We start from the raw sequence: 23,919 nt of genomic DNA, 5'->3' as shown, positions 1-23,919 counted from the left end.
GCTGGGCCGCCAGATGGGTGAGCGCGCCGACCAGCAGCTCCACGTCGCTGGGTTCGCGCGGCGCCACCCAGGCGTCGTCGGCGAGGCCGCGCGGCGACGGGCCCGCGTCCAGGATGACGTGCCCGATCTCCAGCGCGCCCACGCCGTCCACCAGCGCCGAATGGGTCTTGGTGAAGATGGCGCTGCGGCCCTCGGTGAGTCCCTCGATCAGGTACATCTCCCACAGCGGCTTGCTCTGGTCGAGCGGCCGCGAGGCCAGCCGCGCGACCAGGTCGTGCAGCTGCTCGTCGGTGCCCGGGCTCGGCAGCGCGGAGCGTCGGATGTGATAGGTGATGTCGAAGCGGCTGTCCTCCACCCACACCGGCCTGCCCAGCGCGAACGGGATCTCGCGCACTTTGCGCCGGTAGCGCGGGACCAGCGAGAGCCTGCTCTCCACCAGGTCGACCAGCCGGTCGTAGTCGAGGGTCGATTCGCCGTCGAGAAGGCCGTCGTCGGTGTTGCGGACGATCGCGAGCGAGCCGATATGGATCGGATTGCTGCTCGACTCGAGCCGATAGAACGCCGCGTCCTGCGGCGTCAAACGCGTGATCACGCTGCCCGGTGCTCCTTCCGATGCCGTGTCCCCGCCTCATTGTCGTTCGCGACAAGGAAAAGGTGGTGGATCCTGTGGCATATCCAGCGAAATCGGTCCATTTCTTTACCCGTGGCAACCCGCGCGGCAGGGTTGCCGTCCGATTCGCTCGAGGGGTGGGACTGCACAGTCGACGACCGTCGCTTTCGCTCGCTCCGCATCAGGGGATCACGAGCCGCACTGCCCTTGCTGTCCCGCGTGCCGGAGTGTTGCGGGAACGTTCGGTCCGGTCGCACGCCACCGTCGGCGCGCCGGATCCCTGCCATCGTATGGCACCGGCGTTCGAAGCGGTTCGGCTCCAGCATGATTCGTCGGGGGTTGCGGCAGGCGCCCGAGGTGACGATGCGGTGTCCGTTCGCCGAACCCCAGGTCCCAGCCGCGCTGGGGGCATCGCGCGCGACGCGAGGCGAGTACGGTGAGAAGCGACGCCCGCGGCCGCTGGGTGATGTGAACGACGCTGGTCACCGGCGTCGAGCGGGCGCAGTCCCCGCGCATGGCCGGAGCGAACGCGGACGTACGCCTAGCATGGATGCAGCATTACCATGAGGCGTGCTGCGGATTCCGCCGTACCCGGCGGAGGATGTGGGGGCCGAACATATGACACACCGACCAGAGGACTGACGAGACCCGTGCCTGCGCTGACACTGACGAGGTTGCTTCGGATTGGTGAGGGTCGCACGGTAAAGCGGCTCGCCCATCTCGCCGACGAGGTCCTGGCGCTCGACGCGGAGCACGAGCAGCTCACCGACGCCGAGCTGCGCGCGAAGACCGACGAGTTCAAGGAGCGCTACGCCGACGGCGAGAGCCTCGACGACCTGCTGCTCGAAGCGTTCGCGGTGGCCCGCGAGGCGTCCTGGCGTGTGCTCAACCAGAAGCACTACAAGGTCCAGGTGATGGGCGGCGCCGCGCTGCACCTCGGCAACATCGCGGAGATGAAGACCGGTGAGGGCAAGACCCTGACCTGTGTGCTCCCCGCCTACCTCAACGCACTGTCCGGCGAGGGCGTGCACGTCGTCACCGTCAACGACTACCTGGCCAAGCGCGACGCCGAGTGGATGGGCCGCGTGCACCGCTTCCTCGGCCTCGAGGTCGGCGTCATCCTCGGCGGTATGAGCCCGGCCCAGCGCCGCAGCGCCTACAACGCCGACATCACCTACGGCACCAACAACGAGTTCGGCTTCGACTACCTGCGCGACAACATGACGCACTCGCTGGACGACCTGGTGCAGCGCGGGCACAACTTCGCGGTGGTCGACGAGGTCGACTCCATCCTCATCGACGAGGCCCGTACCCCGCTGATCATCTCGGGCCCGGCGGACGCCTCCTCGAAGTGGTACGCCGAGTTCGCGCGCATCGTGCCGCTGCTGAAGAAGGACCTGCACTACGAGGTCGACATCAAGAAGCGCACCATCGGCGTGCACGAGGCGGGCGTGGAGTTCGTCGAGGACCAGCTCGGTATCGACAACCTGTACGAGGCCGCCAACTCGCCGCTGGTCAGCTACCTGAACAACGCGATCAAGGCCAAGGAGCTCTACCAGCGCGACAAGGACTACATCGTCCGCGACGGCGAGGTCATCATCGTCGACGAGTTCACCGGGCGCATCCTGGTCGGCCGCCGCTACAACGAGGGCATGCACCAGGCGATCGAGGCCAAGGAACGTGTCGAGATCCAGCCCGAGAACCAGACGCTGGCCACCATCACGCTGCAGAACTACTTCCGCCTCTACGACAAGCTCTCCGGCATGACCGGTACCGCCGAGACCGAGGCGGCCGAGCTGCACCAGATCTACGCTCTCGGGGTCGTGCCCATCCCGACGAACAAGCCGATGGTGCGCGCCGACCAGTCGGACCTGATCTACAAGACCGAAGAGGCCAAGTTCGCCGCCGTGGTCGACGACGTCACCGAGCGGCACGAGAAGGGCCAGCCGGTGCTGATCGGCACCACCAGCGTCGAGCGCTCGGAGTACCTGTCCAAGCAGTTCACCAAGCGCGGCATCCCGCACAGCGTGCTGAACGCGAAGTTCCACGAGAAGGAAGCCGAGATCATCGCCGAGGCCGGTCGGCCCGGCGCGGTCACGGTCGCCACCAACATGGCGGGCCGCGGTACCGACATCGTGCTCGGCGGCAACCCGGACATCATCGCCGACATCCTGCTGCGCAAGCAGGGCCTGGACCCGGTCGAGACGCAGGCGGAATACGAGGCCGCCTGGCACCCGGCTTTGGAGCAGGTCAAGCAGCAGACCGCTGACGACGCCGATGCGGTCCGTGAGGCGGGCGGCCTGTACGTGCTCGGCACCGAGCGCCACGAGTCCCGGCGTATCGACAACCAGCTGCGCGGTCGCTCCGGCCGCCAGGGCGATCCCGGCGAGTCGCGCTTCTACCTGTCGCTGGGCGACGAGCTGATGCGGCGCTTCAACGGCGCGGCGCTCGAGGCGATCATGACCCGGCTCAACCTGCCCGACGACGTGCCGATCGAGGCCAAGATGGTCTCCAAGGCGATCAAGAGCGCGCAGACCCAGGTCGAGCAGCAGAACTTCGAGATCCGCAAGAACGTCCTCAAGTACGACGAGGTCATGAACCAGCAACGCACCATCATCTACGGCGAGCGCAACCGGATCCTGCGCGGTGAGGACATGGAGGGCCAGGTCCAGAACATGATCACCGACGTGGTCACCGCCTACGTGGACGGCGCCACCGCCGAGGGCTACGTGGAGGACTGGGATCTGGACAAGCTGTGGACCGCACTGAAGACCCTCTACCCGGTCGGCACGGACTACAAGGAGCTGACCGGCGAGACCGGCGTCGGCGAGGCGGGCGACCTGACCCGCGAGGAGCTGCTCGACGCCCTGCTCGACGACTCGCACGACTCGTACGAGAAGCGCGAGCAGGAGATCGACGGCCTGGCCGGCGAGGGCTCCATGCGCAATCTCGAACGACAGGTGCTGCTTTCGGTGCTGGACCGTAAGTGGCGTGAGCACCTCTACGAGATGGACTACCTCAAGGAGGGCATCGGCCTGCGCGCCATGGCGCAGCGGGATCCGCTGGTCGAATACCAGCGCGAGGGCTTCGACATGTTCTCCGCGATGCTCGAGGGCCTGAAGGAGGAGTCGGTCGGCTTCCTGTTCAACCTCCAGGTCGAGGTGCAGCAGCCGCAGCCCGCGGGCGTCGCCGTCGACCCGGGCCTGCGTTCCCCGGTCGGCGCCATGTCCGGCGCACCGGCCCCGCTGCCCACCGAGCAGGACGCCCCCACCGCTCCCAACGGCGTCCCGGCCGCCTTGCGCGCCAAGGGCATCGACGACCGCGGCACCCGAGGCTTCAGCTACTCGGGCCCGGACGAGCGCGGCGGCGCCGAAGTCCACAGCGACGCCGAGGAATACGGCGCCGAAGGCGGCGCCCACAGCACCCGCCGCGAGCGCCGCGAAGCGGCCCGCGCCGAAACCAAGGGCAAGCGCGCGCCGAAGACCCGCCGTCGGCACTGACCCACTCGAACGCCGAAGGCGCCCGGGGTTTCCCGGGCGCCTTCGGCGTTTTTCCTGCTTGTCCTGCCTATTCGATTCGGTCACGCGCACGGCGAGGCATCCCTTTGCCAGTGTTCGCCCGCGGCTCACGAGTAGGGTGTGCTGGTCGAAGCCGCGAGCGAGGTGTCGCCCGCGGCCAGGAGGGGAAGGACTGGCAGTGCGGTACTTCAACACCACGGGGCCTTGTGACCCGAAACGGCATTACATGCTTCCCGCCGCCGAGCGGCTGCCCGACGCGCGCCGGTTCATCGACCGCGGCCAGTACTTCGTCCTGCACGCGCCGCGACAGTCGGGGAAGACGACCAGTCTGGCGGAACTGGCGCGGGAGTTGACCGAGGAGGGGGAGTACCTTGCGCTGCGCTTCTCCTGCGAGTCCGCCGAACCTTTCGGTGACGACGTCGATGTCGTAGAGCAAGTCCTGCTGGATGTGATAGGTAACCGGGCCAGGGCACGTGGATTCGCTCCCGAGTTGTTACCCCCCGACCCGTGGCCAGAGGCCAAGCTGGGCAACCGCCTCACCGTCGCACTCACCGCGTGGACCACCCGTTGTCCTCGGCCGCTGGTTTTGTTCTTCGACGAGATCGACGCCATCCGGGGCGAGAGCCTGCGCAGCGTGCTGAGGCAACTGCGGGACGGCTTTACCGATGAACGGGACGAGTTCGTGCATGCGGTCGTACTGTGCGGGCTGCGCGACGTTCGGGACTACAAGGTTGCCTCCGGCGGCGATCCGTCGCGACTCGGATCGGCCAGTCCGTTCAACATCAAGGTCGAGTCGATGCAGATCGGTAATTTCACCCATGCCGAAGTGGCCGAGCTGTACACACAGCACACCAAGGAGACTGGGCAGGAATTCACTCCCCGCGCAGTGGATCTCGCTTACTACTACACACAGGGCCAGCCTTGGCTCGTCAACGCTCTCGCCGCCGAGGTGATCGACAAGATGCGGGTGCAAACCACGATCACCGACGACCACATCGACGAGGCCAAGGAACGGTTGATCGTCGCGCGCGCCACCCACCTGGATTCACTGGTCTCGAAGCTGGGTGAGGACCGCGTGCGGATGGTCATCGAACCACTGATCGCGGGCACGTTGCTGGATGCCGATCTCACCTTCAACGACGCAGTCTCCTACGTCCGGGACCTCGGCCTCATCGCGGACGACCGGCCGGTCCGCGTCGCGAACCCGATCTACAAAGAGGTCATCCTCCGGGTGCTCGGTTCAGCGATCGAGAACAACGTTCTCCTCGAACCGAGCAGCTTCCGGCTCCCGGACGGGCGCCTCGACTTCCCCCGTCTGCTCACCGAGTTCGCCGCGTTTTGGAAACTGAACGGCGAGGTCCTCGCCGCCCAACAGGGCTACCACGAAGCGGCCGCGCAGCTGGTGATGATGGCGTTCCTGCACCGAATCGTCAACGGCGGCGGCTACATCGACCGCGAGTACGGGGTGGGTCGCGGTCGTATCGATCTGCTTGTCCGCCAGCCCTATACAGATGCCGACGGCCACCGGGCGTGGCAGCTCGAAGCACTGGAGTTGAAGGTGTGGCGGGACAGAGAACCCGATCCGCTCACCAGCGGCCTCGGTCAACTCGACGGCTACCTGGACCGTTTCGTGCTCTCGACCGGAGTTCTCGTCGTCTTCGACCGCCGCTCCCAAGCCGGCCCGATCGACCAACGCACAGGCTTCTTCGAGGCGACCACACCCGCCGGTCGAACAGTCACCGTCCTGCGCGCCTGAGCAACGCGAGTATTGCGGCGAAGTTCGACGTTCCCCGTGACCGCGCGTCGCTCGGGGTACGGTGCGGGAATGGATCGCGATACGGTTCGCGCATGGGTGGTGGGTTACGAACGGGCCTGGCGCACATCGGGCACCGACACGCTCGCCGAATTGTTCGCCGCCGACGCCGAATACGTGGTGTCGCCGTGGGCGGACCCGATCGTCGGCCGCGCGGCGCTGGCCGAGTTCTGGGAAGCGGGCCGGGACGGACCGGACGAGCCGTTCACCATGACCTCGGAGCTCGTCGCGGTGGACGGCGATACCGCGGTGGTCCGAGTCCAGGTCGAGTACGCGCACGACGATCCCGCGCGCTGGCGCGATCTGTGGATCGTTCGTTTCGACGACTCCGGCCGCTGCGTCCACTTCGAGGAGTGGCCGTTCGCGCCGGGGCAGCCCGACGGTCACTGATTCACGCGCTGTGCTGGAGTATTTCCCCGACGAGGGCGGCGGCGGTGTCGTGTGCCTGCGGTAGCCGGTCGGCCCACGCGTCCTCGGCGTCGCCGAGATAGACGGCGCTGGCGTGCGCGAGCGCGGGGCGGTGTTCGGCGGGGAGGCGGTCGATGGCCCAGCTCGCTGCCTCGGATTTGGCGCGAATCTCGCCCGTTTCCAAGGTCATCCAGACGCGGGCCAGGCGGAGCAGCACGTTGCGGGTGTCGCTGTCGAGTTCGGTGAGCAGGTCGGTGATGCCGTCGAGTAGTGCGCCGCGCAGGTGTTCGGGCGGGACGGGGTCGAGGAGTTCGGCGGGCGGCGGGCCGAGCAGCGGCGAGTCGGCCTGGAGGGTCATCGTGATCAATACGGCGAGGTCCGGATCCGGCACGGAGGTGGGCAGCGCGCCGCGTTCGTAGTCGTCGCGCAGCCATTCGCCGTACTGGAAGTCGCGGGTCGGCGGGTACCGCCACGGCCGGACATCGGTGTGCGCGACCGTACTGAGTTCCACCGGTCGCTGCGCGCCGGGAACGCGCGGGTCACCGGATGCGGCGAGTAGTCCGTCGACCAGCGCGCGCCGTTGCGCACTGTTCAGATTCCCGTCGGTGACGACCAGAATGTCGAGATCACTGTGCGGCCGCAACCCGCCGAGCGCGGCCGAACCATGGCGATAGGCGCCGAGCAACTGGGGCCCGAGCACGGCACGGAGAAGATCGGCGACGACGGCTTCCTGAGTCACCTGATCCACCTTATGCGCACCTCCGCCTTCGCTCCGGTCATGCGCGAATTGTTGGTGGACTGTGTCCGGCTGCGCTCATCGCGCGTCCCTTCGCCATCGCCCCGCCTGTGCGCGATCTGTCCGCGGAATCGTCGTGCTGGCGCGCGTGCATCGCCTCGGCTCCGGCCGTGCGCGGTTGAGGTCTCCCTCTGGCCGTGAGTCAGTACTGCTCGGCGAAGTCGCGGAGGAGGGTCCCGGTGGCCTCGGGCTCCTCGATCATGGGGGTGTGACCGCAGTCGAGGGATTCGATCCGAACGTGCGGGACTCGGCGATAGTCCTCGAAGGACGCTGCCGGCCAGCGCCGATCCTGGGAGCCGAAGACCACCATGGTCGGCAGGCCGAGGTCGGCTACCCGGTCCGGTTCGGTCCGTTCCCGCAGGAATGCATCCGACGCGTTCGATGTCGCGGTGAGACTGCGGTACGTCATGCCTCGGACGTCGGCAACGATCTGCTCGGGAATTCGTACGTCGCGGGTGAACGCGCTGCTCAGGGAGTGCCGAATGACGACGTCCGGGAGCAGGGGCCACAGCGGTTGCCCTATCGCCGGATTGAACAACAGGTCGCCGGCCGGGCCGTTGTCGGTGAACGCATCCAGCCGTGAACCGGTGTCGATCAGCGCGATTGCCGTCACCAGGTCGCGTCGCTGTTCGGCCAGTGAGGTCGCTACATACCCGCCGGTGGAATGTCCGGCGACGACCGCGTGCCGCACGCCGAGCCGGTCGAGCACGTCCCCGACTCGGCGCGCCTGCTCGGCCATGCTGTAACCACTGTCCGGTTTGGCCGATTTGCCGTGCCCGAGCAGGTCGACCCGCACCACGTATCGATTCTGCAGGGCGGGTATCACCGGGTCCCACCACGCGGTCGAGCCGGCCAGCCCGTGCAGCAGCACCACCGCATCGGCGGAGGGTGCTCCGCTGGAGACGACATGGATGTCTCCCTCGGGAAGGCGCACCATTTGCTCGTGGGAAACGTCCGGCGTGGCGGTGGCGACACCGGCCGCGTTGCCGGCGAACAGGGCGGCCGACGCGGCGGCGATCATCAGCCCGATTCGTCGCCGCCGACCCGGCAGCGCGGCGGTGGTCTCATCCATGGTTCTCCTTCGGTCGATCCGTGAGACCACCACTCTGCTGGGCGACAACGAGATGTGTCTTGAAGAAATGTCAGCGACCCGGAGATCGCTTGGGCGTGGCACCAAATCATGGTCGGCCGAGGCCGGTTCCGCATCGAGCACCTCGCCTGCGTGCCCCGGAATCGGAGTCCCGCCGAGGTCCTACCAGGGATCGTTGGAGTTCAACGCGACGAGCAACAAGCGGATGGCGGCGACCCGTCGCTCCTTGTCCGCCAGCGCATCCAGCGCGCACTCGGGATCGGCGGGCGGCCCGAGGTGGGTGCACCCGCGCGGGCAGTGCTCGATCGCCTCGGCGAGATCGCTGAAGGCCAGGATGACGTCGTCCGGTGTGATGTGCGCGAGCCCGAAGGAGCGCACGCCGGGAGTGTCGATCACCCAGCCGCCGCCGGGCAGCGGCAGCGCGATGGACTGGGTGGAGGTGTGCTTGCCCTTGCCGACACCGGAGACCTCGCCGACCGCCCGATAGGCGTCCGGCACAAGGCGATTCACCAGCGTCGACTTGCCGACGCCGGAGTGCCCGATGAACGCGGTGAGGTGGTCGGTCAGCAAGTCGAGGACCGGATCGAGCGGATCGTCGATACCGCCGTAGACGATCGTGAGGTCGAGATCGTCGAAGGCCGAGGCGAATTCGGAGTCGGCGGCCAGATCGTGCTTGGTGAGACACAGAACCGGCCGCAGCCCACCGACATACGCGGCGACCATGCATCGCTCTACGAAACCGGTGCGCGGCGGCGGGTCGGCCAGCGCCACCACGATGAACAGCTTCTCGGCGTTGCCGACCACGATTCGCTCGAACGGGTCGGTGTCGTCGGCGGTGCGGCGCAACACCGTTCGGCGATCGCCGACGCGCACGATGCGGGCAAGGGTGTCGGGTTTGCCGGACAGATCGCCCACGACGTCCACCTGGTCGCCGACCACGATCGGGGTGCGGCCGAGTTCGCGCGCCCGCATGGCGACGATCCGTCGATCGGAGTCGCCATCGAGCACGCAACCCCACCGGCCGCGGTCGACGGAAACCACCATTGCGGCCTCGGCGTCGTTGTGCTGCGGGCGAGTCTTGGTGCGGGGACGCGAACTTCGGCCGGGACGAACCCGCACATCGGATTCGTCGTAGCTCGTGGCGGAGCGTCGTGGCCGGCTCAGTGCGCAGCTCCGTCGTTCAGCATCCGCTCCCACAGCGCGACGAAATTCGGAAGCGTCTTGGCGGTGGTGCCGATGTCCTCGATCTCCACGCCGGGCACCCGCAGGCCGAGGATCGCGCCCGCGGTGGCCATCCGGTGGTCGGCGTAGGAGTGCCAGGCGCCGCCGTGCAGCGGTGCGGGCACGATCTCGAGCCCGTCCTCGGTCTCGGTGACCTTGCCGCCGAGGCGGTTGATCTCGGTGGACAGCGCGGCCAGCCGGTCGGTCTCGTGTCCGCGCAGGTGCGAGATGCCGCGCAGCCAGGACGGGGAGTCGGCCAGCGCGGCCAGCGCGGCCACGGTCGGTGTCAGCTCGCCGACGTCGTGCAGGTCGATGTCGATACCCGCCAGTCGTCCCGGCCCGCGCACGGTGAGCACGCCGTCGAAGACACGGGCCTCCGCGCCCATGCGCACCAGGATCTCGCGGATCACGTCGCCGGGCTGGGTGGTCAGGCGCGGCCAGTGCGGAATCCGCACTTCGCCGCCGGTGACCGCGGCCGCCGCCAGGAACGGCGTGGCGTTGGACAGGTCCGGTTCGACGTCCCAGTCGACGGCGCGGATCGGGCCGGGCTCGACGACCCAGGTCTGCGCCTTGCGGCTGTCGGCGGGCGCCTGCACCTTGACGTCGGCGCGACGCAGCATCTCCACGGTCATCTCGATGTGCGGCATGGACGGCAGCGCTTTGCCGTCGTGGTGCACGGTCAGGCCCTCGTCGAAGCGCGCGGCCGAGAGCAGCAGTCCGGAGACGAACTGCGAGGACCCGGAGGCATCGATGGTCACCGTGCCGCCGCGCAGCGCGCCCGTGCCGTGCACGGTGAACGGCAGTGCGTCGCCGTCGATACCGGCGCCGAGCCCGCGCAGCGCGTCCAGGATGGTGCGCAGCGGACGCACCCGAGCCTGGGCGTCACCGTCGAAGGCGACCTCGCCGGTGGCCAGCGTCGCCACCGGCGGCAGGAACCGCATCACGGTGCCCGCCAGACCGCAGTCGACCGCGCCCGCGCCGAGCTTCCCCGGTGTGACGTGCAGCGTGTCGGCGTCACCGGCGATGCCCGTGCCCAGCGCGCGCAGCGCGGCGATCATGAGATCGGTGTCGCGGCTGCGCAGCGCTCCCGTGATCGTGGCGGGTCCGTCGGCGAGGGCGGCGAGGATCAAAGCGCGATTGGTGATCGATTTGGATCCGGGCAGGGTGACGGTCGCGTGTACCGGGACATCGACGTGGGGCGCTGGCCAGAAAGTCACCAGTCCATCTTGGCCCATCGGGTCGCCGGACACACCGGCGGTCGTGAACTGCGGCCGAATCGGTGCGTGTGGGTATGCGCGAACCTGCCGTCCGCGGCGGCGGGTTCGCGCATACCGAGCATCGATTACTTGTGGCGTCCGTGCAGGAACGGAACCAGCTTGCGCAGCAGCTTCATGGTGGAGTCGGTGCGGGTGTAGCTGAGCAGCGCCATGCCGGGAACCGTGAAGCGCTGCACCGCGATCGAATGCGGCCGCACGAACTCGCGCAGACCCGGTTCGCCGTGGATGCGGCCGATGCCGGAGTCGCCGACCCCGCCGAACGGCAGTCCGGGAATGGCGGCGAAGGCCAGCACCGAGTTCACCGAGGTGGCGCCGACGCGCAGCCGCCGGGCGATGTCGAGGCCGTTCTTCTTCGAGTACACCGCCGAGGACAGGCCGTACTTGGACTTGTTGGCCAGGTCCACGGCCTCGTCCACGCCGTCGACGGTGCGGATGGTGACGGTCGGACCGAAGGTCTCCTCGGCCACCGCCTCGGAGTCTTCGTCCACGTCGACGAGCACGACCGGCTCGATGAACGGACCCTTGATCGACTCGGGGCCGCCGAGCACCGCGGTGCCGCCCTTCTTCAGCGCGTCCTCGATGTGGCGGCGCACGATGTCGATCTGGCTGGGCATCGTCATCGGGCCGTAGGAGGCCTTGTCGTCGGAGCCCGGCTTGATGTCGGAGAGGATCCGCTTGACCTCGGCGACAAACTCCTCGCGCACCGAGCGGTCCACGTACACCCGCTCCACGCCCGCGCAGGTCTGGCCGCTGTTGGCGGTGGCGCCCCAGGCGACCGCGTCGGCTGCGGCCTTGATGTCGGCGTCGCCTGCCACGATCACCGCGTCCTTGCCGCCGCATTCCAGCAGCACCGGGGTGAGGGTGTCGGCGGCGGCGGCCATGATCCGCTTGCCGGTCGCGGTGGAGCCGGTGAAGGCGATCTTGTCGACGCCGGACTTCACCAGCGCCGCGCCGGTCGCGCCGTAGCCGTTGATGGTCTCGAAGACGCCCTCGGGCAGTTCGGGGTTGGCCTTCTTGAACGCGTCGGCGAGGAAATTGCCGATGCCCGTGGAGAATTCGCTCGGCTTGAACACCACGGTGTTGCCCGCGGCGAGGGCGTAGGCGATGGAGCCGTTCGGGGTGTAGACGGGGTAGTTCCACGGTCCGATCACGCCGATGACGCCAAGCGGGCGCTGCTCCAGGCGGGCGGCGAAATTCGACATCAGCATGCCGGCCGAGATCTTCTTCGGCGAGAGCAGCTTTTTGGCGTTCTTGGCCGCCCAGGAAATGTGCTCGAGCGCGAGCATCAGCTCCAGGAACGCGTCGTCGAGCGGCTTGCCGTTCTCCTTGTGGATGAGCGCGGTGAATTCCTCGGAGTCGGCGACGAGGCGGCTCGACCAGCGCAGCAGATGCGTGCGGCGCTCGTCGAAGCTCAGCGCGCCCCAGGTGGTGGCGGCGGTACGGGCCTTGGCGACGGCCGCGCGCACCGCGTCCTCGTCGGCGATGGGGTAGGTGGCGATGACCTCGCCCGTGGCCGGATCGACAGACTTCAGCAGTGTGTCGGGTGTGGCGGGTGTGGTCTCGGTGGTTGTCACGTGGTCTCCTCTTGCCTCTGCGGTGGCCGGTCGGTGCGCGTGCCGGAGCGGACAGGTGTGATGGCCATCCCATCCGTTGAGAGAATGCTAGGTCAAAACTCTCACCAGGTCACCACTCGGTATCGATTGTCCTCTGGCTTGTCGGTGCATGGTGGGAGTATCGGAGATATGTGCGGACGATACGCGACGACGACGAACCCAGGCAGGCTCGCGGTCGAGCTGGACGCCATCGATGAGACCGGCAGCGAAAACGATTCGCGCGGTGGCGGTTTCGAGAACTACAACGTGGCTCCGACGAACCGGGTGCTGACCGTGGTCGAGCGCCACGAGCACGACCATCCCGACGACGATCCGACGCTGCGCATCCGGCGGATGCGCTGGGGATTGATCCCGGTCTGGACGAAGGCGGCCGAACCGGGCGTCCCGGTCAAGGGCAAACCGCTGTTCAACGCCCGCGCGGACAAGGCGACGACCACCGCCTCGTTCCGCGACGCCGTGAAATACCGGCGCTGCCTGGTGCCGATGGACGGCTGGTACGAGTGGCTGACCGAACCGGACCCGATCGGCGGCGCGAAGGGCAAGGCCGTCAAACACCCGTACTTCATGGCCAACGCGGACGGCTCCCTGCTGTACATGGCCGGGCTGTGGTCGGTGTGGCGGGACCGCTCGGTGCGCGACAGCGAGCCGCTGCTGTCCTGCACCATCCTGACCACCGACGCGGTCGGCGACCTCACCCGCATCCACGACCGGATGCCGCTGCCGATGCCGCGCGAGCACTGGGACGCCTGGCTGGACCCGGACCATCCGGCGCCCGCGGAGTTGCTGGAGACGCCGAGCGCGGACGCGGTGTCGGGCATCGTCGCTCGGCCGGTGTCTCCGCTGGTGAACAGTGTGAAGAACAACGGTCCCGAACTGCTCGCCGAGGCGCCAGGTGCAGGCGGCGGGGAGAAAGCCGGGCAGATCAGCCTCTTGTGATCGCCCGGCCTTCGGGTTGTTCCCGGCGGGCTCAGCTCACAGCTTGCATTTCACTGCCTCGATGGCGATGTTGAGCCCGCACTTGATGACGTTGGCCACCAGATCGATGATCGCGGTGGTGACGCCACCGCCGTTCTTCTCGGCCTTGTCCGCCTGCTCGCTCAGCTCCTCGTCCAGGTCGGACTTCTTGTCGGACTTGTCGTCGGAACTCTCACCGGAAAGCCCGGCGAAGGGATTGTCGTCGGAACCCTCACCGGAAAGCCCGGCGAAGGGATTGTCGTCGGACTCGTTATCGGACAGCCCGGAGAAGGGGCCCTCGACCTGAGTCGCGGACGGGCCGCCCGGCACGGCAGCGGCCTCGGGCGCCTGCAACGCGGCGGAGCCGACTGTCAGCAGGGCGGCTCCGGCGAGGGCCACGATCGCGGTGCGCAGACAAGAGTGCTGGGACATTTCGCATCACATCCTCGGGTCGGATGAATCGGACCTTGTTCGGTAACGCAGAAATCAGCGACGTGGAGCGAGTGATACAGAGATCAGTAACGCACAGAAGGGGCGGCGCGCCCGCCGGTTTCGCTACGTTGTCGTCCGAGGCGTTACACAGAGCATTCGACGCCGCCCGCGCGCCGGTTGTGTCGTCATTCTCGCCGACGCGGTTCGTTCGCTCCCTCGACGCGTTCCTGGAGCCCGGGAGCCGATCGGATACTCCGCTCAGGCCGTGATGGACGCGGTGACGGCTGACGCGACGCGGACGAGGTCGGCCGGAGCGAGTTCGATCTCCAGCCCGCGCTTGCCCGCGCTGCACAGCACCCGGTCCCAGCGCAGCGCCGAGTCGTCGACGACGGTCGGCAGCTGCTTGCGCTGCCCGAGCGGGGAGATGCCGCCGAGCACGTAACCGGTGCTGCGTTCGGCCTTGGTCTTGTCGGCCATGGCCGCCTTCGGCGCGCCGAGCGCCGCGGCGGCGGCCTTGAGCGAGAGGGTGTTCGGCACCGGCAGCACCGCGACGGCGAGTGTGCCCGTCGACAACTCGACGACCAGCGTCTTGAAGATCTGCGCCGCGGTCACGCCGAGTTCGGCGGCCAAGGCATCGACCGCCTCGGCGCCGTAGGAGTCGGCGCGCGGATCGTGCGCGTAGGAGTGCACGCGGTGCGCCACACCGGCCTTGGTCAGGGTGTGGATCGCGGGGGTCGAGGCGCCTGCCATGGGCGACAGAGTAACGGCGCGCCCTGCTCGCGCCGCAACTCGATTTCCGGCTCGCGCCGCACGTCCCGGTGCCGTTCGAGCCGTGCGGGAGGCCACGGCGCACGAAGCGCGGGAACACAGCGTGAGTCGGGCATGTTGCATGCGGTACAGGCGCGGCGCCCCGCCGTCGCGCCGGACGAACAGCACGATGACGACGTGAAGGAGATGTCGGTGTCCGTTCTGCTCGACGAACGTCCGGTGTGGACCGTCGCGTCGCCGACGGAAGCCGGGTTCCCCTCGGATCTGGACTTGCCGGTAGATTTGGCAGGTACAGCTATCGAAGGGACAGGTGTGACGAGCGACGAAGGCGTGGTGCACGACGACGACGAGGTCGGCACCGCGGTCGATGATGCCGAGCTGGCGCAGCGATTCGAGCGCGACGCGCTCCCGCTGCTCGACCAGCTCTACGGCGCGGCGCTGCGTATGACCAGGAACCCGGCCGATGCCGAGGACCTTGTGCAGGAGACCTATGTCAAGGCGTTCCAGGGGTTCAAGTCCTTCAAGGAGGGCACCAACCTGCGCGCCTGGCTGTACCGGATCCTGACGAACACCTACATCAACTCCTACCGCAAGAAGCAGCGCCAGCCCGCGCAGTACCCGACCGACGAGATCACCGACTGGCAGCTCGCCGCCACCGCGGAGCACACCTCGACCGGTCTGCGCTCGGCGGAGGTCGAGGCTCTGGACGCACTGCCGGACGACGACATCAAGTCCGCGCTGCAGGAGCTGCCCGAGGAGTTCCGGATGGCGGTGTACTACGCGGATGTCGAAGGCTTCCCGTACAAGGAGATCGCCGACATCATGGGCACTCCCATCGGTACGGTGATGTCCCGGCTGCACCGCGGCCGCAAGCAACTGAAGGGTTTGCTCGCCGACGTGGCGCGCGAACGGGGGTTCAACCGTAGCGAGCGCCAGGAGGTCAAGCAGTGAGTGTGGAGCGGGACCCCGACATGGAGCTCGACTGCACGGCGGTAATCGCCGACGTGTGGCTGATGCTGGATGGTGAATGCGACGACGCGACCCGCGCTCGTCTGCAGCATCACATGGATCACTGCTCGCCGTGCATCGAGGCGTACGGCATCGAGGAGAAGATCAAGAGTCTGCTCAGCCGCAAGTGCGGCGGTGACAAGGCGCCGGATTCGCTGCGCGACAGGCTGACCCTGGAGATTCACAGGTCGATCAGGGTGGTCGAGTCCGAGAGCGAATAGTTCGCGCGGGGTGGCGTTCTCGCCGCTCGATGCCCGGAAACGACTGAGCGGCACGCTCTTCCGTTCGGAGGAGGGTGCCGCTCAGTGTTGTCAGCGAACCGGCTCAGGCGTTGGGCCGCTTGCCATGGTTCGCGGCGTTGCCCTTGCGGCTGCGCTTCTTACGTCCACGCTTACCCATCGGTAGTCTCCCGGATCATCCCCGCCATCGCGGGGAACACATTTGATTGAACACATCTGATTGAAGGCCATTGTTTCATATGTGGTTGGCTGTACCTTCAGCGGATACAGGCGCGGTGCGGTGTCGCCGCCGGAGGCTCGGCGGAGCCGCCCGATCAACCGAGTGAATGAGGTGTCATGGCTGAGGAAGTGCGCGCGGAGATGGTGTCCACGGTCCTTACCGTGGAGGTTGCCGTGGGCGACCACGTCGAAATCGACCAAACGCTGATTCTGCTGGAGTCGATGAAGATGGAGATTCCGGTGATCACCGAGGGCGGCGGCGAGGTCACCGCCCTCGCGGTGGCGCCGGGTCAGGTGCTACAGCAGGGCGATCTCATCGCCGTCATTTCCTAGCGCGAAGCGGTAGACCGAACGTGGCGACACTGAGCGAGCTTCTTGCCGAACACACCGATCTGCCCGGCGTCGCCGTGGACCACCTGCAACGGGTGGTGGGAGATTGGCAGTTGCTCGCGGACCTCTCCTTCGCCGACCTGCTGCTGTGGGTCGGTGCGGGACCGGTGGTCGAAGGCGCGGACATCGTCTGTGTCGCCCAGTGCCGCCCCACCACGGCGGCGACCGTGCACGTGGAGGACATGGTCGGCACCACCGCGGTGCAGGCCGATCATCCGCAGGTCTTCGACGCGCTGCTGACCGGCAAGATCGTGCGCGCGGACAGCGACGTGGAGGCGCAGGGCGTCTACCACCCACACCCGGTGCACGCCATCCGCGAGGCCATCCCGGTGCGCTGCGGCGACGACGTGATCGCGGTGCTCTCCCGCAATACCGACATGCAGCGCTCCCGGGTCCGCAGCACCCTCGAGATCGCCTACGTGGCCTGCGCGGACGACCTGTGCCAGATGATCGCCGACGGCAGCTTCCCGACCCCCGAGGACCGGGCCGCCACGCACTCCAGCCCGCGCGCGGGGGACGGCTTCATCCGGCTCGACACCGACGGCACCGTGGTCTACGCCAGCCCGAACGCGCTCTCGGCCTACCACCGGATGGGCCTGCAGAGCGATCTGGCCGGGCAGGATCTGGCCGTCACCACCCGCTCGCTGATCACCGACCCGTTCGACGCCCAAGAGGTCGTCGGCGACATCCAGGCCGCGCTGGCCGGGCGCACCGGACGGCGCATGGAGGTCGAGGCGCGCGGTGCCACGGTGCTGCTGCGGACCCTGGTATTGCGCCCGCACGGCGAACTCGCGGGCGCCGCGGTGCTGGTCCGCGACGTCACCGAGGTGAAGCGGCGCGACCGCGCGCTGCTGTCCAAGGACGCCACGATCCGCGAGATCCACCACCGGGTGAAGAACAACCTGCAGACCGTCGCCGCGCTGCTTCGTCTGCAGGCCAGGCGCACCGAGAACGAGGAGGCGCAGGTCGCGCTGACCGAGTCGGTGCGCAGGGTGACCTCGATCGCCTCGGTGCACGAGATGCTGTCGATGTCGGTGGACGAAGAGGTCGATCTGGACGAGGTCGTCGACCGGTTGCTGCCGATAATGGCCGACGTCGCGACCGTGCACACCACCAGGATCAAGGTGCGCCGCGCCGGCTCGCTCGGCGTGTTCTCCGCCGAACGCGCCACCCCGCTGGTGATGGTGCTGACCGAGCTGGTGCAGAACGCCATCGAGCACGCCTTCGACTCCGGCCAAACCGGCACCGTGACGATTCGCTCGGAACGTTCCGCCCGCTGGCTCGACGTGATCATCAGCGACGACGGCCGCGGCCTCCCGCCCGGCTTCAGCCTGGAAGCCTCCGACCGCCTCGGCCTGCAGATCGTGCGCACCCTGGTGACCGCAGAACTGGGCGGCTCCATCGGCCTGCACCCCGGCGCCGACGTGGGCACGGACGCAGTCCTGCGCGTCCCACTCGGCCGCCGCTCAGGTCGCTGACCTGACGCGATCGCCCGCTCCGGGCCACTGACCGGGGACTATCACCCGCCTCCACGCTGTTGCCGGGAACTATCGTCTGCCCCCAGGCCGCTGGTCGGGGACTGTCGTCCGCCCTCGGGCTGCTGACCTGGGGCTGTTGTCCGTCCTCAGGCTGCTGACTGGGGACTATCGCCCGCACCCACGGGCCGTTCCAGCGGCGAAACCAGGCCACCTCAACCCCCACACGGTCATCGTCATGTGACGAAGATCTCCTGACTTCACGGCGTGTCCCTGCACACTCCCGGCGTGTCACCGTCCATCACCACGCAACCACGACAATAAGCCTGTCCAACAACAGGTTTCGAGCGAAGCGAGACCGACCATAAAAGTTCGCGGCCGTCTCGCGCCCCAGCAGCCGAAGCGCACGCGACGAAGTCGCAAGTCTCGGCTGCTGGGGCGCGAGACAAAAGGGGCCGCGAACCGCCGCGACGAAGTCGCGGCAAAAACAATAGAGCCCGGCACCTCGAGGGTGCCGGGCTGAATGCTTTACCGGGCCGGGCTGGACAGGGCCCGGTAAGGCCGGTCGTCTTTGTCAGACGACGGTGCGGGTGCGGGTGCGCGCGTTGCGACGCTTGAGCGCCCTGCGCTCGTCCTCACTCATACCACCCCACACGCCGGCGTCTTGTCCGGACTTCAGGGCCCAGGACAGGCAGTCGGCAGTAACGGGGCAGCGAGCGCAGACCAGCTTGGCATCGGCAATCTGCGCGAGTGCAGGACCACTGTTACCCACCGGGAAGAACAGTTCGGGGTCCTCATCGCGACAGATGGCCTTGTGGCGCCAGTCCATTCCTCTGCTCCTTTGCTGGGCGCCGCAAAGGGCGCCTGTCGTTAGTGGATCGTTCACTTGTGCGACTCGAATGTTTCCGCACGGTTGCTTGTGAATGCTTTCACGAACACCGTAGATGTCAATAGGTATCCGGTGCACCGTGGGGAAGCTCACGCCATCGAGGTGCCCCCAAGGGGGACCTGCCCGGTCCTTTGTACTCGCTCTAGGTGGTTTTCGCAGCACAACCGCGAGTTTTTCGCGGCGTTTCGTCAGCGGAGTGGCTGTGGCGCGACCACTTCGAGCACGTCGGGGACCGCCGTGAAATCCACCACGTTGCGTTTCCCGATAAAGTCGCCATCGATTTGCAGGCCGATGGGCTCCTTCGTCTCGATATGCACCGTCGGCACGTCGTCTTCACGAAACAAATTGCGGGACTTGGGATTTCCGTTCGCGGACAGGAGTTGCCCGGCGAGCTTGAGGGTGGGCAGCACCGCCATGGACCGCACGGCAAACACTCCGAGGCCCGTTTCGAAGCTCGTGCCGGGGTTGGTGCGCACCGGCGTGGCGTTCAGGTATGTCCACGGACTGGCGTTCGTGACGAATGCGTAGTGCACCTCGTCGACCGCTTGATGCCCCGGAATTTCGATACGAATGTGCGGTTCCCGACGCTTCGCGCGGAAGAATTGTCGCACAGTTGTTCGAATATAGCGGCCTGGGGTGGCGGCGTGGCCTTTGGCGCGACTGGCGTCGATGGCCTCGCACACATCGGCGTCCAATCCGACGCCCGCGCTGAAGGTGAACCAGCGGTCGTCGGCGAGGCCGAGGCCGATCTTGCGGTCGTGGTTCAGGGTCAGCAGGTCGATCAGCTGGTTGGTCGCGGTCACCGGATCGGGGGAGATGCCGAGCGCTCTGGCGAACACATTGGCCGAGCCGCCGGGGATCACTCCGAGCCGGGGGATCCACGCCTGTCCGTCGTTCAGTTCGGGCAGCGGAAGGAAACCGTTGATGGTCTCGTTGACCGTCCCATCGCCGCCGTGCACGACGATCAGGTCCATCTCGTTGGTCGATGCCCACTGGGCCAGTTCGGCCGCGTGGCCGCGATGCTGGGTGTGCGCAACGGTCAGCTGAGTGCGGCTCTCCAGGGCGTGGGCCAGTAGATCTCGGGTCGCCGGTGTGGTCGAGGTGGCATTCGGGTTCACGATCAGCAACGTCCGCACGTTCGCAGCCTAGTAGGCGCAGCGGAGGCGGTTCGCCGGACGGCGTGCGCGCGGTCGGCGGTATGCCCGGCAGCGGCGTGGAGGTGTCGGCGGGCGCGGCCGTGACCGGGCGCACCCTACGCCGCGTCGTAGGCTTGGCGCGTGGCGGAAAGCGGCAAGGCAGAGGTTTCGGCGGACGTGGTCCCCGCGACGGTGCGCGGCGCGGGCGGACTCGTCGCGCTGGAGGGCGCGGTCGCGGTGACGGTGGCGATCGTGCTCGTGGTGCGCGGGCTGCTCGGTCACGACCAATCGCAGGCCAGCGGCTATGGCACCGCGGCATGGTTCGGCATCCTCGGCGGCGCCGTGCTCGCCGCGGGCGTCGGGCTGCTGCTCGGCCATCGCTGGGGCCGTGCCGTCGCCGTCATCGCCCAGATCCTGCTGCTTCCCGTGGTGTGGTCGCTGCTCACCGATTCGCACCAGCCGGTGTACGGCGCGCTGCTCGGCGTCGTCGTGGTCGCCGCGCTGATCCTGCTGTTCGTGCCGTCCTCGACGCAGTGGCTGGCCAAGGACTACGGGGTGGAGCCGGACTAGCCGGCCTGCGCCTCTCCCGCGATCGCCGCGCGCAGCGCCTCTCGGCACAGCGCGTCGGCCCGGCGGGTGGTCTCGGGTTGGCGGTACTTCGGCGTGAGCGCGAGCACCTGCGCGCAGGCGGTGTCGAGATCGATCAGGTGCCCGACCGAGACGAACACCGGCTTCACGCCCGTCCTGGTGCGTAGCGCCCTGCCGACCACCTCGCCGTCGATGAGCAGATCCGATGCGTCGCCGCGCTCCGGCCCCGGCTCGGTGTAGTCGCCCCACGCGTTCTTGGCGACCCCGATCGTCGGCACCCCGGCCAGCACGCCGACATGGCAGGCCAGCCCGAAGCGGCGCGGATGGGCCAAGCCCTGGCCGTCGCAGATCAGCAGATCCGGTGCGGCGCCGAGTCGTTCGAGCACGCCGAGGGTGGTGGGCAGCTCGCGGAAGGCGAGCAGGCCCGGCACGTACGGAAAGCTCACCGCGCCGTGCGCGACCGCGGTGTCGACCGTCGCGAGCGTCGCGGCGTCGAGCACCACGACGGCCGCGGCGACCACACCGCTCTCGTCGTCGTAGGCCGAGTCGAGCCCGGCCACCGTGCGGTACTGCGGCGGACGGGGATTCGCGGCGACCACGAGCGGGCGCAGCGCGTCCTGGATCGCCCTCGCCTCCTCGGCGTCGGCGGGCCAGCGCTCGGGTATCTCGATCAGCACCGGTTCTCCGCGCGGCTCAGGACACTTCGGCGGCCAGCTTCACCAGCTCGCCGCCCGCCAGCCGATACCCGACCCACTCGTCCTGTTCGACGGCTCCGATCGAGCGGTAGAAGTCGATGGACGGCGAGTTCCAGGTGAGCACCGACCAGGAGACGCGGCTGTAGCCCTTGTCGAGCGCCTCCTTGGCCAAGGCCGCGATGAGCGCCTTGCCGTAGCCCTTGCCCCGTGTCTCGGGTTTGACGTACAGGTCCTCCAGGTAGATGCCGTGCACGCCGTCCCACGTGGAGAAGTTCAGGAACCAGATCGCGCAGCCGACCACCCCGGTCTCGTCCTCCGCCACGTGCGCGAACAGCGCGGGCGCAGGCCCGAACAGCGCGGCGCGCAGCTGCTCCAGCGTGAGCGTGCACTCGTGGCGCGCCTTCTCGTACTCGGCGAGGTCGTAGACGAGGTCCACCATCGCCGGGACGTCGGCGGGGGTGGCGCGGCGGATTCGATCGGCGATCACTTGGCTCCCTCGATGGTCGAAACGATGTTGTGCGCGTGGATGGTTCGCTCGTCGTGCTCGTAACCGAGCAGGCTCACCGCGGCGGTGGTCATGGCGAAGCGGCGGCCCTCGACGACCTCGAACTCCGCCCACCGGGCTATCAGCACCCGGGAGAAGTGCCCGTGCCCGACCAGCACCACGTCCCGCTCCGGCAGGGCGGACTCGGCGGCCCCGAGCACCCGGTCCGCCCTGGCGCGGACCTGGGCGGGCGTCTCGCCGCCGGGTGTCGCGCCGGTCCAGATGGTCCACCCCGGCGTGGTCTCCCGGATCTCCGTGGTGGTCAAGCCCTCGTAGTCGCCGTAGTCCCATTCGACGAGGTCGTTCTCGACGGTGGACTCGGCGAAACCCGCCAGCGCCGCGGTGCGCACCGCGCGTTGCCGCGGGCTGGTGAGCACGAGCGGGTCGCGCAGCTTCAGCTCGTCGATGACCCGTCCGGCGGCCTCCGCCTGCCGCTCGCCGTGCTCGGTGAGCGGGAGATCGGTGTGACTCGTGTGCCGCCGTTCGCGCGACCAGGACGTCTCGCCGTGCCGGAGCAGAACCAGCCGGGCGTCGTTGTGTGCGGACATGGTCTCCATCATGGTCACGAATGCCCGGCGCCGACTACCCGGTGTGTCAGCCGAGCGCGTGCAGCTCTCCGTCGCGCAGCTCGAGGACGGTGGTTCCCAGGACAGCGAGGGAGATCGGGCTGCCGGTGTAGCCGGGGCGCTCGACCGGGATGCGGCCGACGTCCGCGCCGGAGGTGGGGTCGAGGACAGCGAGGCCGCCGGTGACCGGCATCAGTAGCCGCCCGGCCATCAGCGCGGGCGAGCCCACTGCGTTGGACGCGGCCCAGAGCGGATCGAAAGTGCTTGCGTTCAAGGCGATCAGGCTGTTGCCGGTGAACACCAGATAGGACGAACCGATTCGGGTGGTGGTCGTGTTCTCCGCGAGCGGGGCGGAAAGCTGGTGCACCACAAGGGGATTGCCGGTGCTGTCGTACACGGCGAGCCGCGGTGGCGTGGATTCGCCTGCGCCGGAGACGGTTCCGCCGGGCAGGTAGAGCACGATCCGGCTGTCCGACACCGCGATCACCCTGACGCCGGGCGAATCGGCGCCCGCACCCGCCAGCACGTGCGAGCCGTACTCCTCGGGCACCGTGTTGTCCTTGGGCGCCGGATTGAGCACCGTGAGACGGGACGCCGGATCGTCGGGGCAGCGTTCCAGTACGGCGAGCCGGGACGAGCTGGAAGCGGCCGAGAGCAGCGTGCAGCCTTTGCGCGGTTGGGTTTTCACGTTCACCGGCGCGTCGACGTATCCGTACTCCAGCGTCCGCACCAGATCCGAGCGCCACATCTCCAGCCGCCGCTCGCCCTGCGCGAGCACATAGGTGCCGTCCACGGACAGCCGCACGCTCGGATCCATGTAACTGCTGCGCGCGGTGCGCCGTTCCCCGGTGTCGCCCGCCAGCAGCGTGGCCTGGCTGCAGCCGCGCTGATCCCGGTACACCGCGACCACCATGCCGAACTGCGCCTCCACCCCGCACAGCGGCATATCCCGCCGGTAGCGCCACAATTCGGCGCCGGTGGCCGGATCGCGTCCGGTGACGGTGCCCTCCGAACCGGTGATCACCGCGCCCCCGGACGCCAGCGCTCGCGCGCTGGCGTCGTCGGGTGCGTGCCACAGCTCCCGCAGGTTCGCGGGGAGCTTGTCGGCGGTCGGCGGGGTGGTCGCCGGGGTCTGCGCGATCACCGATTCGGTGCCCGTCGCGTCGCCGCGCGCCCACACCACCAGCGCCGCGACCGCCACGAGCACGGCGATCGCGACTGCGGAGATGATGTCGGCGCGCGTCCGCCGCTCGGGTGCGAGCACGATTGCGAGACTAGCGGATCCGCCGAACTATGCCGAAGCAGCCGTTCCCGCGGTGGCCGCCACGGTCTCGTTCGCCTCGGCCTCGTCGGCCTTGCGCCTGCGTCGGCGCACCGGCTTCTCGGCGGCCTCCGCGTCGGCGGGAGCATCGCCGTTCCCGTCGACCGGCGCGGCGGCCGTCTTGCGGGTGCGGCGGCGCTTGACCGGTTCGGCCGCGGCCTCGCCGGTGCCGTTCTCGGCGGCGCCGTTGTCCGCAGGTTCGGCCGCGGTCGTCTTGCGGGTCCGTCGGCGCACGGGCTTCGCGGGCGCTTCCTCGGCGGTCGCCTCGGATACGGCGGTCTCGGCCGTAGCAGGCGCGGCTGCTTCGGTCGCGACGGGTGCCGCGGTCTCGACGGCGACAGGCTCGGCG

At 68.4% G+C, this 23,919-nt stretch carries 24 protein-coding genes; 9 read left to right on the top strand and 15 right to left on the bottom strand.

Features of this window, described 5'->3' with window-relative positions; all coding sequences use genetic code 11:
- Nucleotides 1-592, bottom strand: a 592-nt coding sequence (locus tag NL1_RS19090) for a wax ester/triacylglycerol synthase domain-containing protein (protein ID WP_281180838.1), incomplete at its 3' end; no start/stop codon positions are given.
- A 668-nt stretch (nucleotides 593-1,260) separates the two neighbouring features.
- Here NL1_RS19090 and secA point away from each other — a divergent pair.
- The 3 genes from secA to NL1_RS19075 all read left to right on the top strand — a co-directional run bounded on the left by secA (nucleotide 1,261) and on the right by NL1_RS19075 (nucleotide 6,331).
- The gene (secA, locus tag NL1_RS19085; RefSeq protein WP_067841187.1) at nucleotides 1,261-4,110 is read left to right on the top strand and encodes a preprotein translocase subunit SecA; all 2,850 of its coding nucleotides are present in this window, start codon (nucleotides 1,261-1,263) and stop codon (nucleotides 4,108-4,110) included.
- 196 nt (nucleotides 4,111-4,306) lie between these two features.
- Nucleotides 4,307-5,884: an ATP-binding protein gene (locus NL1_RS19080; protein ID WP_218024450.1), complete on the top strand. Its 1,578-nt coding sequence runs from the start codon at nucleotides 4,307-4,309 to the stop codon at nucleotides 5,882-5,884.
- Between the two features lie 69 nt (nucleotides 5,885-5,953).
- A complete protein-coding gene (locus tag NL1_RS19075) occupies nucleotides 5,954-6,331 on the top strand; it encodes a nuclear transport factor 2 family protein (protein ID WP_067841213.1) in 378 nt (125 codons plus the stop codon).
- 1 nt (nucleotide 6,332) lies between these two features.
- Here NL1_RS19075 and NL1_RS19070 read toward each other — a convergent pair whose 3' ends face one another.
- From NL1_RS19070 to NL1_RS19050, 5 genes are all read right to left on the bottom strand, one after another.
- On the bottom strand, nucleotides 6,333-7,088 hold the full coding sequence (locus tag NL1_RS19070) for an aminoglycoside adenylyltransferase family protein (RefSeq protein WP_067841211.1): 756 nt from the start codon (nucleotides 7,086-7,088) through the stop codon (nucleotides 6,333-6,335).
- Nucleotides 7,089-7,287: 199 nt separating this feature from the next.
- Nucleotides 7,288-8,358 carry an alpha/beta fold hydrolase gene (locus NL1_RS19065; RefSeq protein WP_245673388.1) on the bottom strand — a complete coding sequence of 357 codons (1,071 nt, stop codon included), beginning with the start codon at nucleotides 8,356-8,358 and terminating at the stop codon, nucleotides 7,288-7,290.
- A gap of 39 nt (nucleotides 8,359-8,397) precedes the next feature.
- Complete coding sequence (gene rsgA, locus NL1_RS19060) at nucleotides 8,398-9,279, bottom strand: ribosome small subunit-dependent GTPase A (RefSeq protein WP_218024449.1); 882 nt, start codon at nucleotides 9,277-9,279, stop codon at nucleotides 8,398-8,400.
- A 116-nt stretch (nucleotides 9,280-9,395) separates the two neighbouring features.
- Nucleotides 9,396-10,691, bottom strand: coding sequence for a 3-phosphoshikimate 1-carboxyvinyltransferase (gene aroA / locus NL1_RS19055; RefSeq protein WP_067841208.1), 1,296 nt, complete (start codon nucleotides 10,689-10,691; stop codon nucleotides 9,396-9,398).
- A gap of 107 nt (nucleotides 10,692-10,798) precedes the next feature.
- Nucleotides 10,799-12,307 carry an aldehyde dehydrogenase family protein gene (locus tag NL1_RS19050; protein WP_067841182.1) on the bottom strand — a complete coding sequence of 503 codons (1,509 nt, stop codon included), beginning with the start codon at nucleotides 12,305-12,307 and terminating at the stop codon, nucleotides 10,799-10,801.
- A gap of 168 nt (nucleotides 12,308-12,475) precedes the next feature.
- Between NL1_RS19050 and NL1_RS19045 the strand changes: the two genes are divergently transcribed.
- Complete coding sequence (locus NL1_RS19045) at nucleotides 12,476-13,282, top strand: SOS response-associated peptidase (RefSeq protein WP_067841181.1); 807 nt, start codon at nucleotides 12,476-12,478, stop codon at nucleotides 13,280-13,282.
- A 36-nt stretch (nucleotides 13,283-13,318) separates the two neighbouring features.
- Here the strand turns inward: NL1_RS19045 and NL1_RS19040 are convergent, their stop codons facing one another.
- On the bottom strand, nucleotides 13,319-13,732 hold the full coding sequence (locus NL1_RS19040; RefSeq protein ID WP_067841179.1) for a hypothetical protein: 414 nt from the start codon (nucleotides 13,730-13,732) through the stop codon (nucleotides 13,319-13,321).
- 258 nt (nucleotides 13,733-13,990) lie between these two features.
- On the bottom strand, nucleotides 13,991-14,482 hold the full coding sequence (gene ybaK / locus NL1_RS19035) for a Cys-tRNA(Pro) deacylase (RefSeq protein ID WP_067841177.1): 492 nt from the start codon (nucleotides 14,480-14,482) through the stop codon (nucleotides 13,991-13,993).
- Nucleotides 14,483-14,686: 204 nt separating this feature from the next.
- On the opposite strand from ybaK, the gene NL1_RS19030 reads away from it, so the two are divergent.
- Nucleotides 14,687-15,451: a sigma-70 family RNA polymerase sigma factor gene (locus NL1_RS19030; RefSeq protein ID WP_245673390.1), complete on the top strand. Its 765-nt coding sequence runs from the start codon at nucleotides 14,687-14,689 to the stop codon at nucleotides 15,449-15,451.
- Between the two features lie 20 nt (nucleotides 15,452-15,471).
- Nucleotides 15,472-15,729: a mycothiol system anti-sigma-R factor gene (rsrA, locus tag NL1_RS19025; RefSeq protein ID WP_067841204.1), complete on the top strand. Its 258-nt coding sequence runs from the start codon at nucleotides 15,472-15,474 to the stop codon at nucleotides 15,727-15,729.
- Between the two features lie 103 nt (nucleotides 15,730-15,832).
- Here the strand turns inward: rsrA and NL1_RS40255 are convergent, their stop codons facing one another.
- Nucleotides 15,833-15,907: a 50S ribosomal protein bL37 gene (locus NL1_RS40255; protein WP_022597109.1), complete on the bottom strand. Its 75-nt coding sequence runs from the start codon at nucleotides 15,905-15,907 to the stop codon at nucleotides 15,833-15,835.
- Between the two features lie 176 nt (nucleotides 15,908-16,083).
- Here NL1_RS40255 and NL1_RS19020 point away from each other — a divergent pair, with 176 nt between their 5' ends.
- Together NL1_RS19020 and NL1_RS19015 are read left to right on the top strand one after the other, a co-directional pair.
- Nucleotides 16,084-16,299, top strand: coding sequence for a biotin/lipoyl-binding carrier protein (locus tag NL1_RS19020; RefSeq protein WP_067841176.1), 216 nt, complete (start codon nucleotides 16,084-16,086; stop codon nucleotides 16,297-16,299).
- Nucleotides 16,300-16,319: 20 nt separating this feature from the next.
- On the top strand, nucleotides 16,320-17,834 hold the full coding sequence (locus NL1_RS19015) for a sensor histidine kinase (RefSeq protein ID WP_067841174.1): 1,515 nt from the start codon (nucleotides 16,320-16,322) through the stop codon (nucleotides 17,832-17,834).
- 571 nt (nucleotides 17,835-18,405) lie between these two features.
- On the opposite strand, the gene NL1_RS19010 is transcribed toward NL1_RS19015, so the two are convergent.
- Together NL1_RS19010 and NL1_RS19005 are read right to left on the bottom strand one after the other, a co-directional pair.
- A complete protein-coding gene (locus NL1_RS19010) occupies nucleotides 18,406-18,660 on the bottom strand; it encodes a WhiB family transcriptional regulator (protein WP_011211115.1) in 255 nt (84 codons plus the stop codon).
- A gap of 248 nt (nucleotides 18,661-18,908) precedes the next feature.
- Entirely contained in the window at nucleotides 18,909-19,856 is a 948-nt protein-coding gene (locus NL1_RS19005; RefSeq protein ID WP_067841172.1) for a diacylglycerol/lipid kinase family protein, read from the bottom strand.
- Between the two features lie 141 nt (nucleotides 19,857-19,997).
- On the opposite strand from NL1_RS19005, the gene NL1_RS19000 reads away from it, so the two are divergent.
- The gene (locus NL1_RS19000; protein WP_084510743.1) at nucleotides 19,998-20,426 is read left to right on the top strand and encodes a hypothetical protein; all 429 of its coding nucleotides are present in this window, start codon (nucleotides 19,998-20,000) and stop codon (nucleotides 20,424-20,426) included.
- On the opposite strand, the gene NL1_RS18995 is transcribed toward NL1_RS19000, so the two are convergent.
- Genes NL1_RS18995 through NL1_RS18980 form a run of 4 tightly spaced genes read right to left on the bottom strand, consistent with a single transcriptional unit; the run spans nucleotide 20,423 to nucleotide 23,513 of the window.
- Entirely contained in the window at nucleotides 20,423-21,121 is a 699-nt protein-coding gene (locus NL1_RS18995; RefSeq protein ID WP_067841170.1) for an endonuclease V, read from the bottom strand. The genes NL1_RS19000 and NL1_RS18995 overlap by 4 nt on opposite strands.
- Nucleotides 21,122-21,137: 16 nt before the next feature.
- Nucleotides 21,138-21,578, bottom strand: coding sequence for a GNAT family N-acetyltransferase (locus NL1_RS18990; RefSeq protein ID WP_067841201.1), 441 nt, complete (start codon nucleotides 21,576-21,578; stop codon nucleotides 21,138-21,140).
- A 44-nt stretch (nucleotides 21,579-21,622) separates the two neighbouring features.
- Entirely contained in the window at nucleotides 21,623-22,231 is a 609-nt protein-coding gene (locus tag NL1_RS18985) for an acid phosphatase (RefSeq protein ID WP_245673386.1), read from the bottom strand.
- A 46-nt stretch (nucleotides 22,232-22,277) separates the two neighbouring features.
- Entirely contained in the window at nucleotides 22,278-23,513 is a 1,236-nt protein-coding gene (locus tag NL1_RS18980) for an Rv3212 family protein (protein ID WP_067841166.1), read from the bottom strand.
- Nucleotides 23,514-23,919 lie beyond the last annotated feature (406 nt).

Source organism: Nocardia lijiangensis NBRC 108240 (assembly GCF_001613045.1).
Lineage (GTDB): Bacteria > Actinomycetota > Actinomycetes > Mycobacteriales > Mycobacteriaceae > Nocardia > Nocardia lijiangensis.
The sequence above is the reverse complement of the archived record's forward strand: the minus strand, read 5'-3'. Positions and strand labels throughout refer to the sequence as shown.

Coding starts and splice junctions, on each gene's coding strand:
- NL1_RS19075 (WP_067841213.1), top strand. CDS start 5,954: ATGGATCGCGATACGGTTCGCGCATGGGTGGTGGGTTACGAACGGGCC.
- rsgA (WP_218024449.1), bottom strand. CDS start 9,279: ATGGTGGTTTCCGTCGACCGCGGCCGGTGGGGTTGCGTGCTCGATGGC.
- aroA (WP_067841208.1), bottom strand. CDS start 10,691: ATGGGCCAAGATGGACTGGTGACTTTCTGGCCAGCGCCCCACGTCGAT.
- NL1_RS19045 (WP_067841181.1), top strand. CDS start 12,476: ATGTGCGGACGATACGCGACGACGACGAACCCAGGCAGGCTCGCGGTC.
- NL1_RS19040 (WP_067841179.1), bottom strand. CDS start 13,732: ATGTCCCAGCACTCTTGTCTGCGCACCGCGATCGTGGCCCTCGCCGGA.
- ybaK (WP_067841177.1), bottom strand. CDS start 14,482: ATGGCAGGCGCCTCGACCCCCGCGATCCACACCCTGACCAAGGCCGGT.
- NL1_RS19030 (WP_245673390.1), top strand. CDS start 14,687: ATGTCGGTGTCCGTTCTGCTCGACGAACGTCCGGTGTGGACCGTCGCG.
- rsrA (WP_067841204.1), top strand. CDS start 15,472: ATGGAGCTCGACTGCACGGCGGTAATCGCCGACGTGTGGCTGATGCTG.
- NL1_RS19020 (WP_067841176.1), top strand. CDS start 16,084: ATGGCTGAGGAAGTGCGCGCGGAGATGGTGTCCACGGTCCTTACCGTG.
- NL1_RS19010 (WP_011211115.1), bottom strand. CDS start 18,660: ATGGACTGGCGCCACAAGGCCATCTGTCGCGATGAGGACCCCGAACTG.
- NL1_RS18990 (WP_067841201.1), bottom strand. CDS start 21,578: ATGGTGGACCTCGTCTACGACCTCGCCGAGTACGAGAAGGCGCGCCAC.
- NL1_RS18985 (WP_245673386.1), bottom strand. CDS start 22,231: ATGTCCGCACACAACGACGCCCGGCTGGTTCTGCTCCGGCACGGCGAG.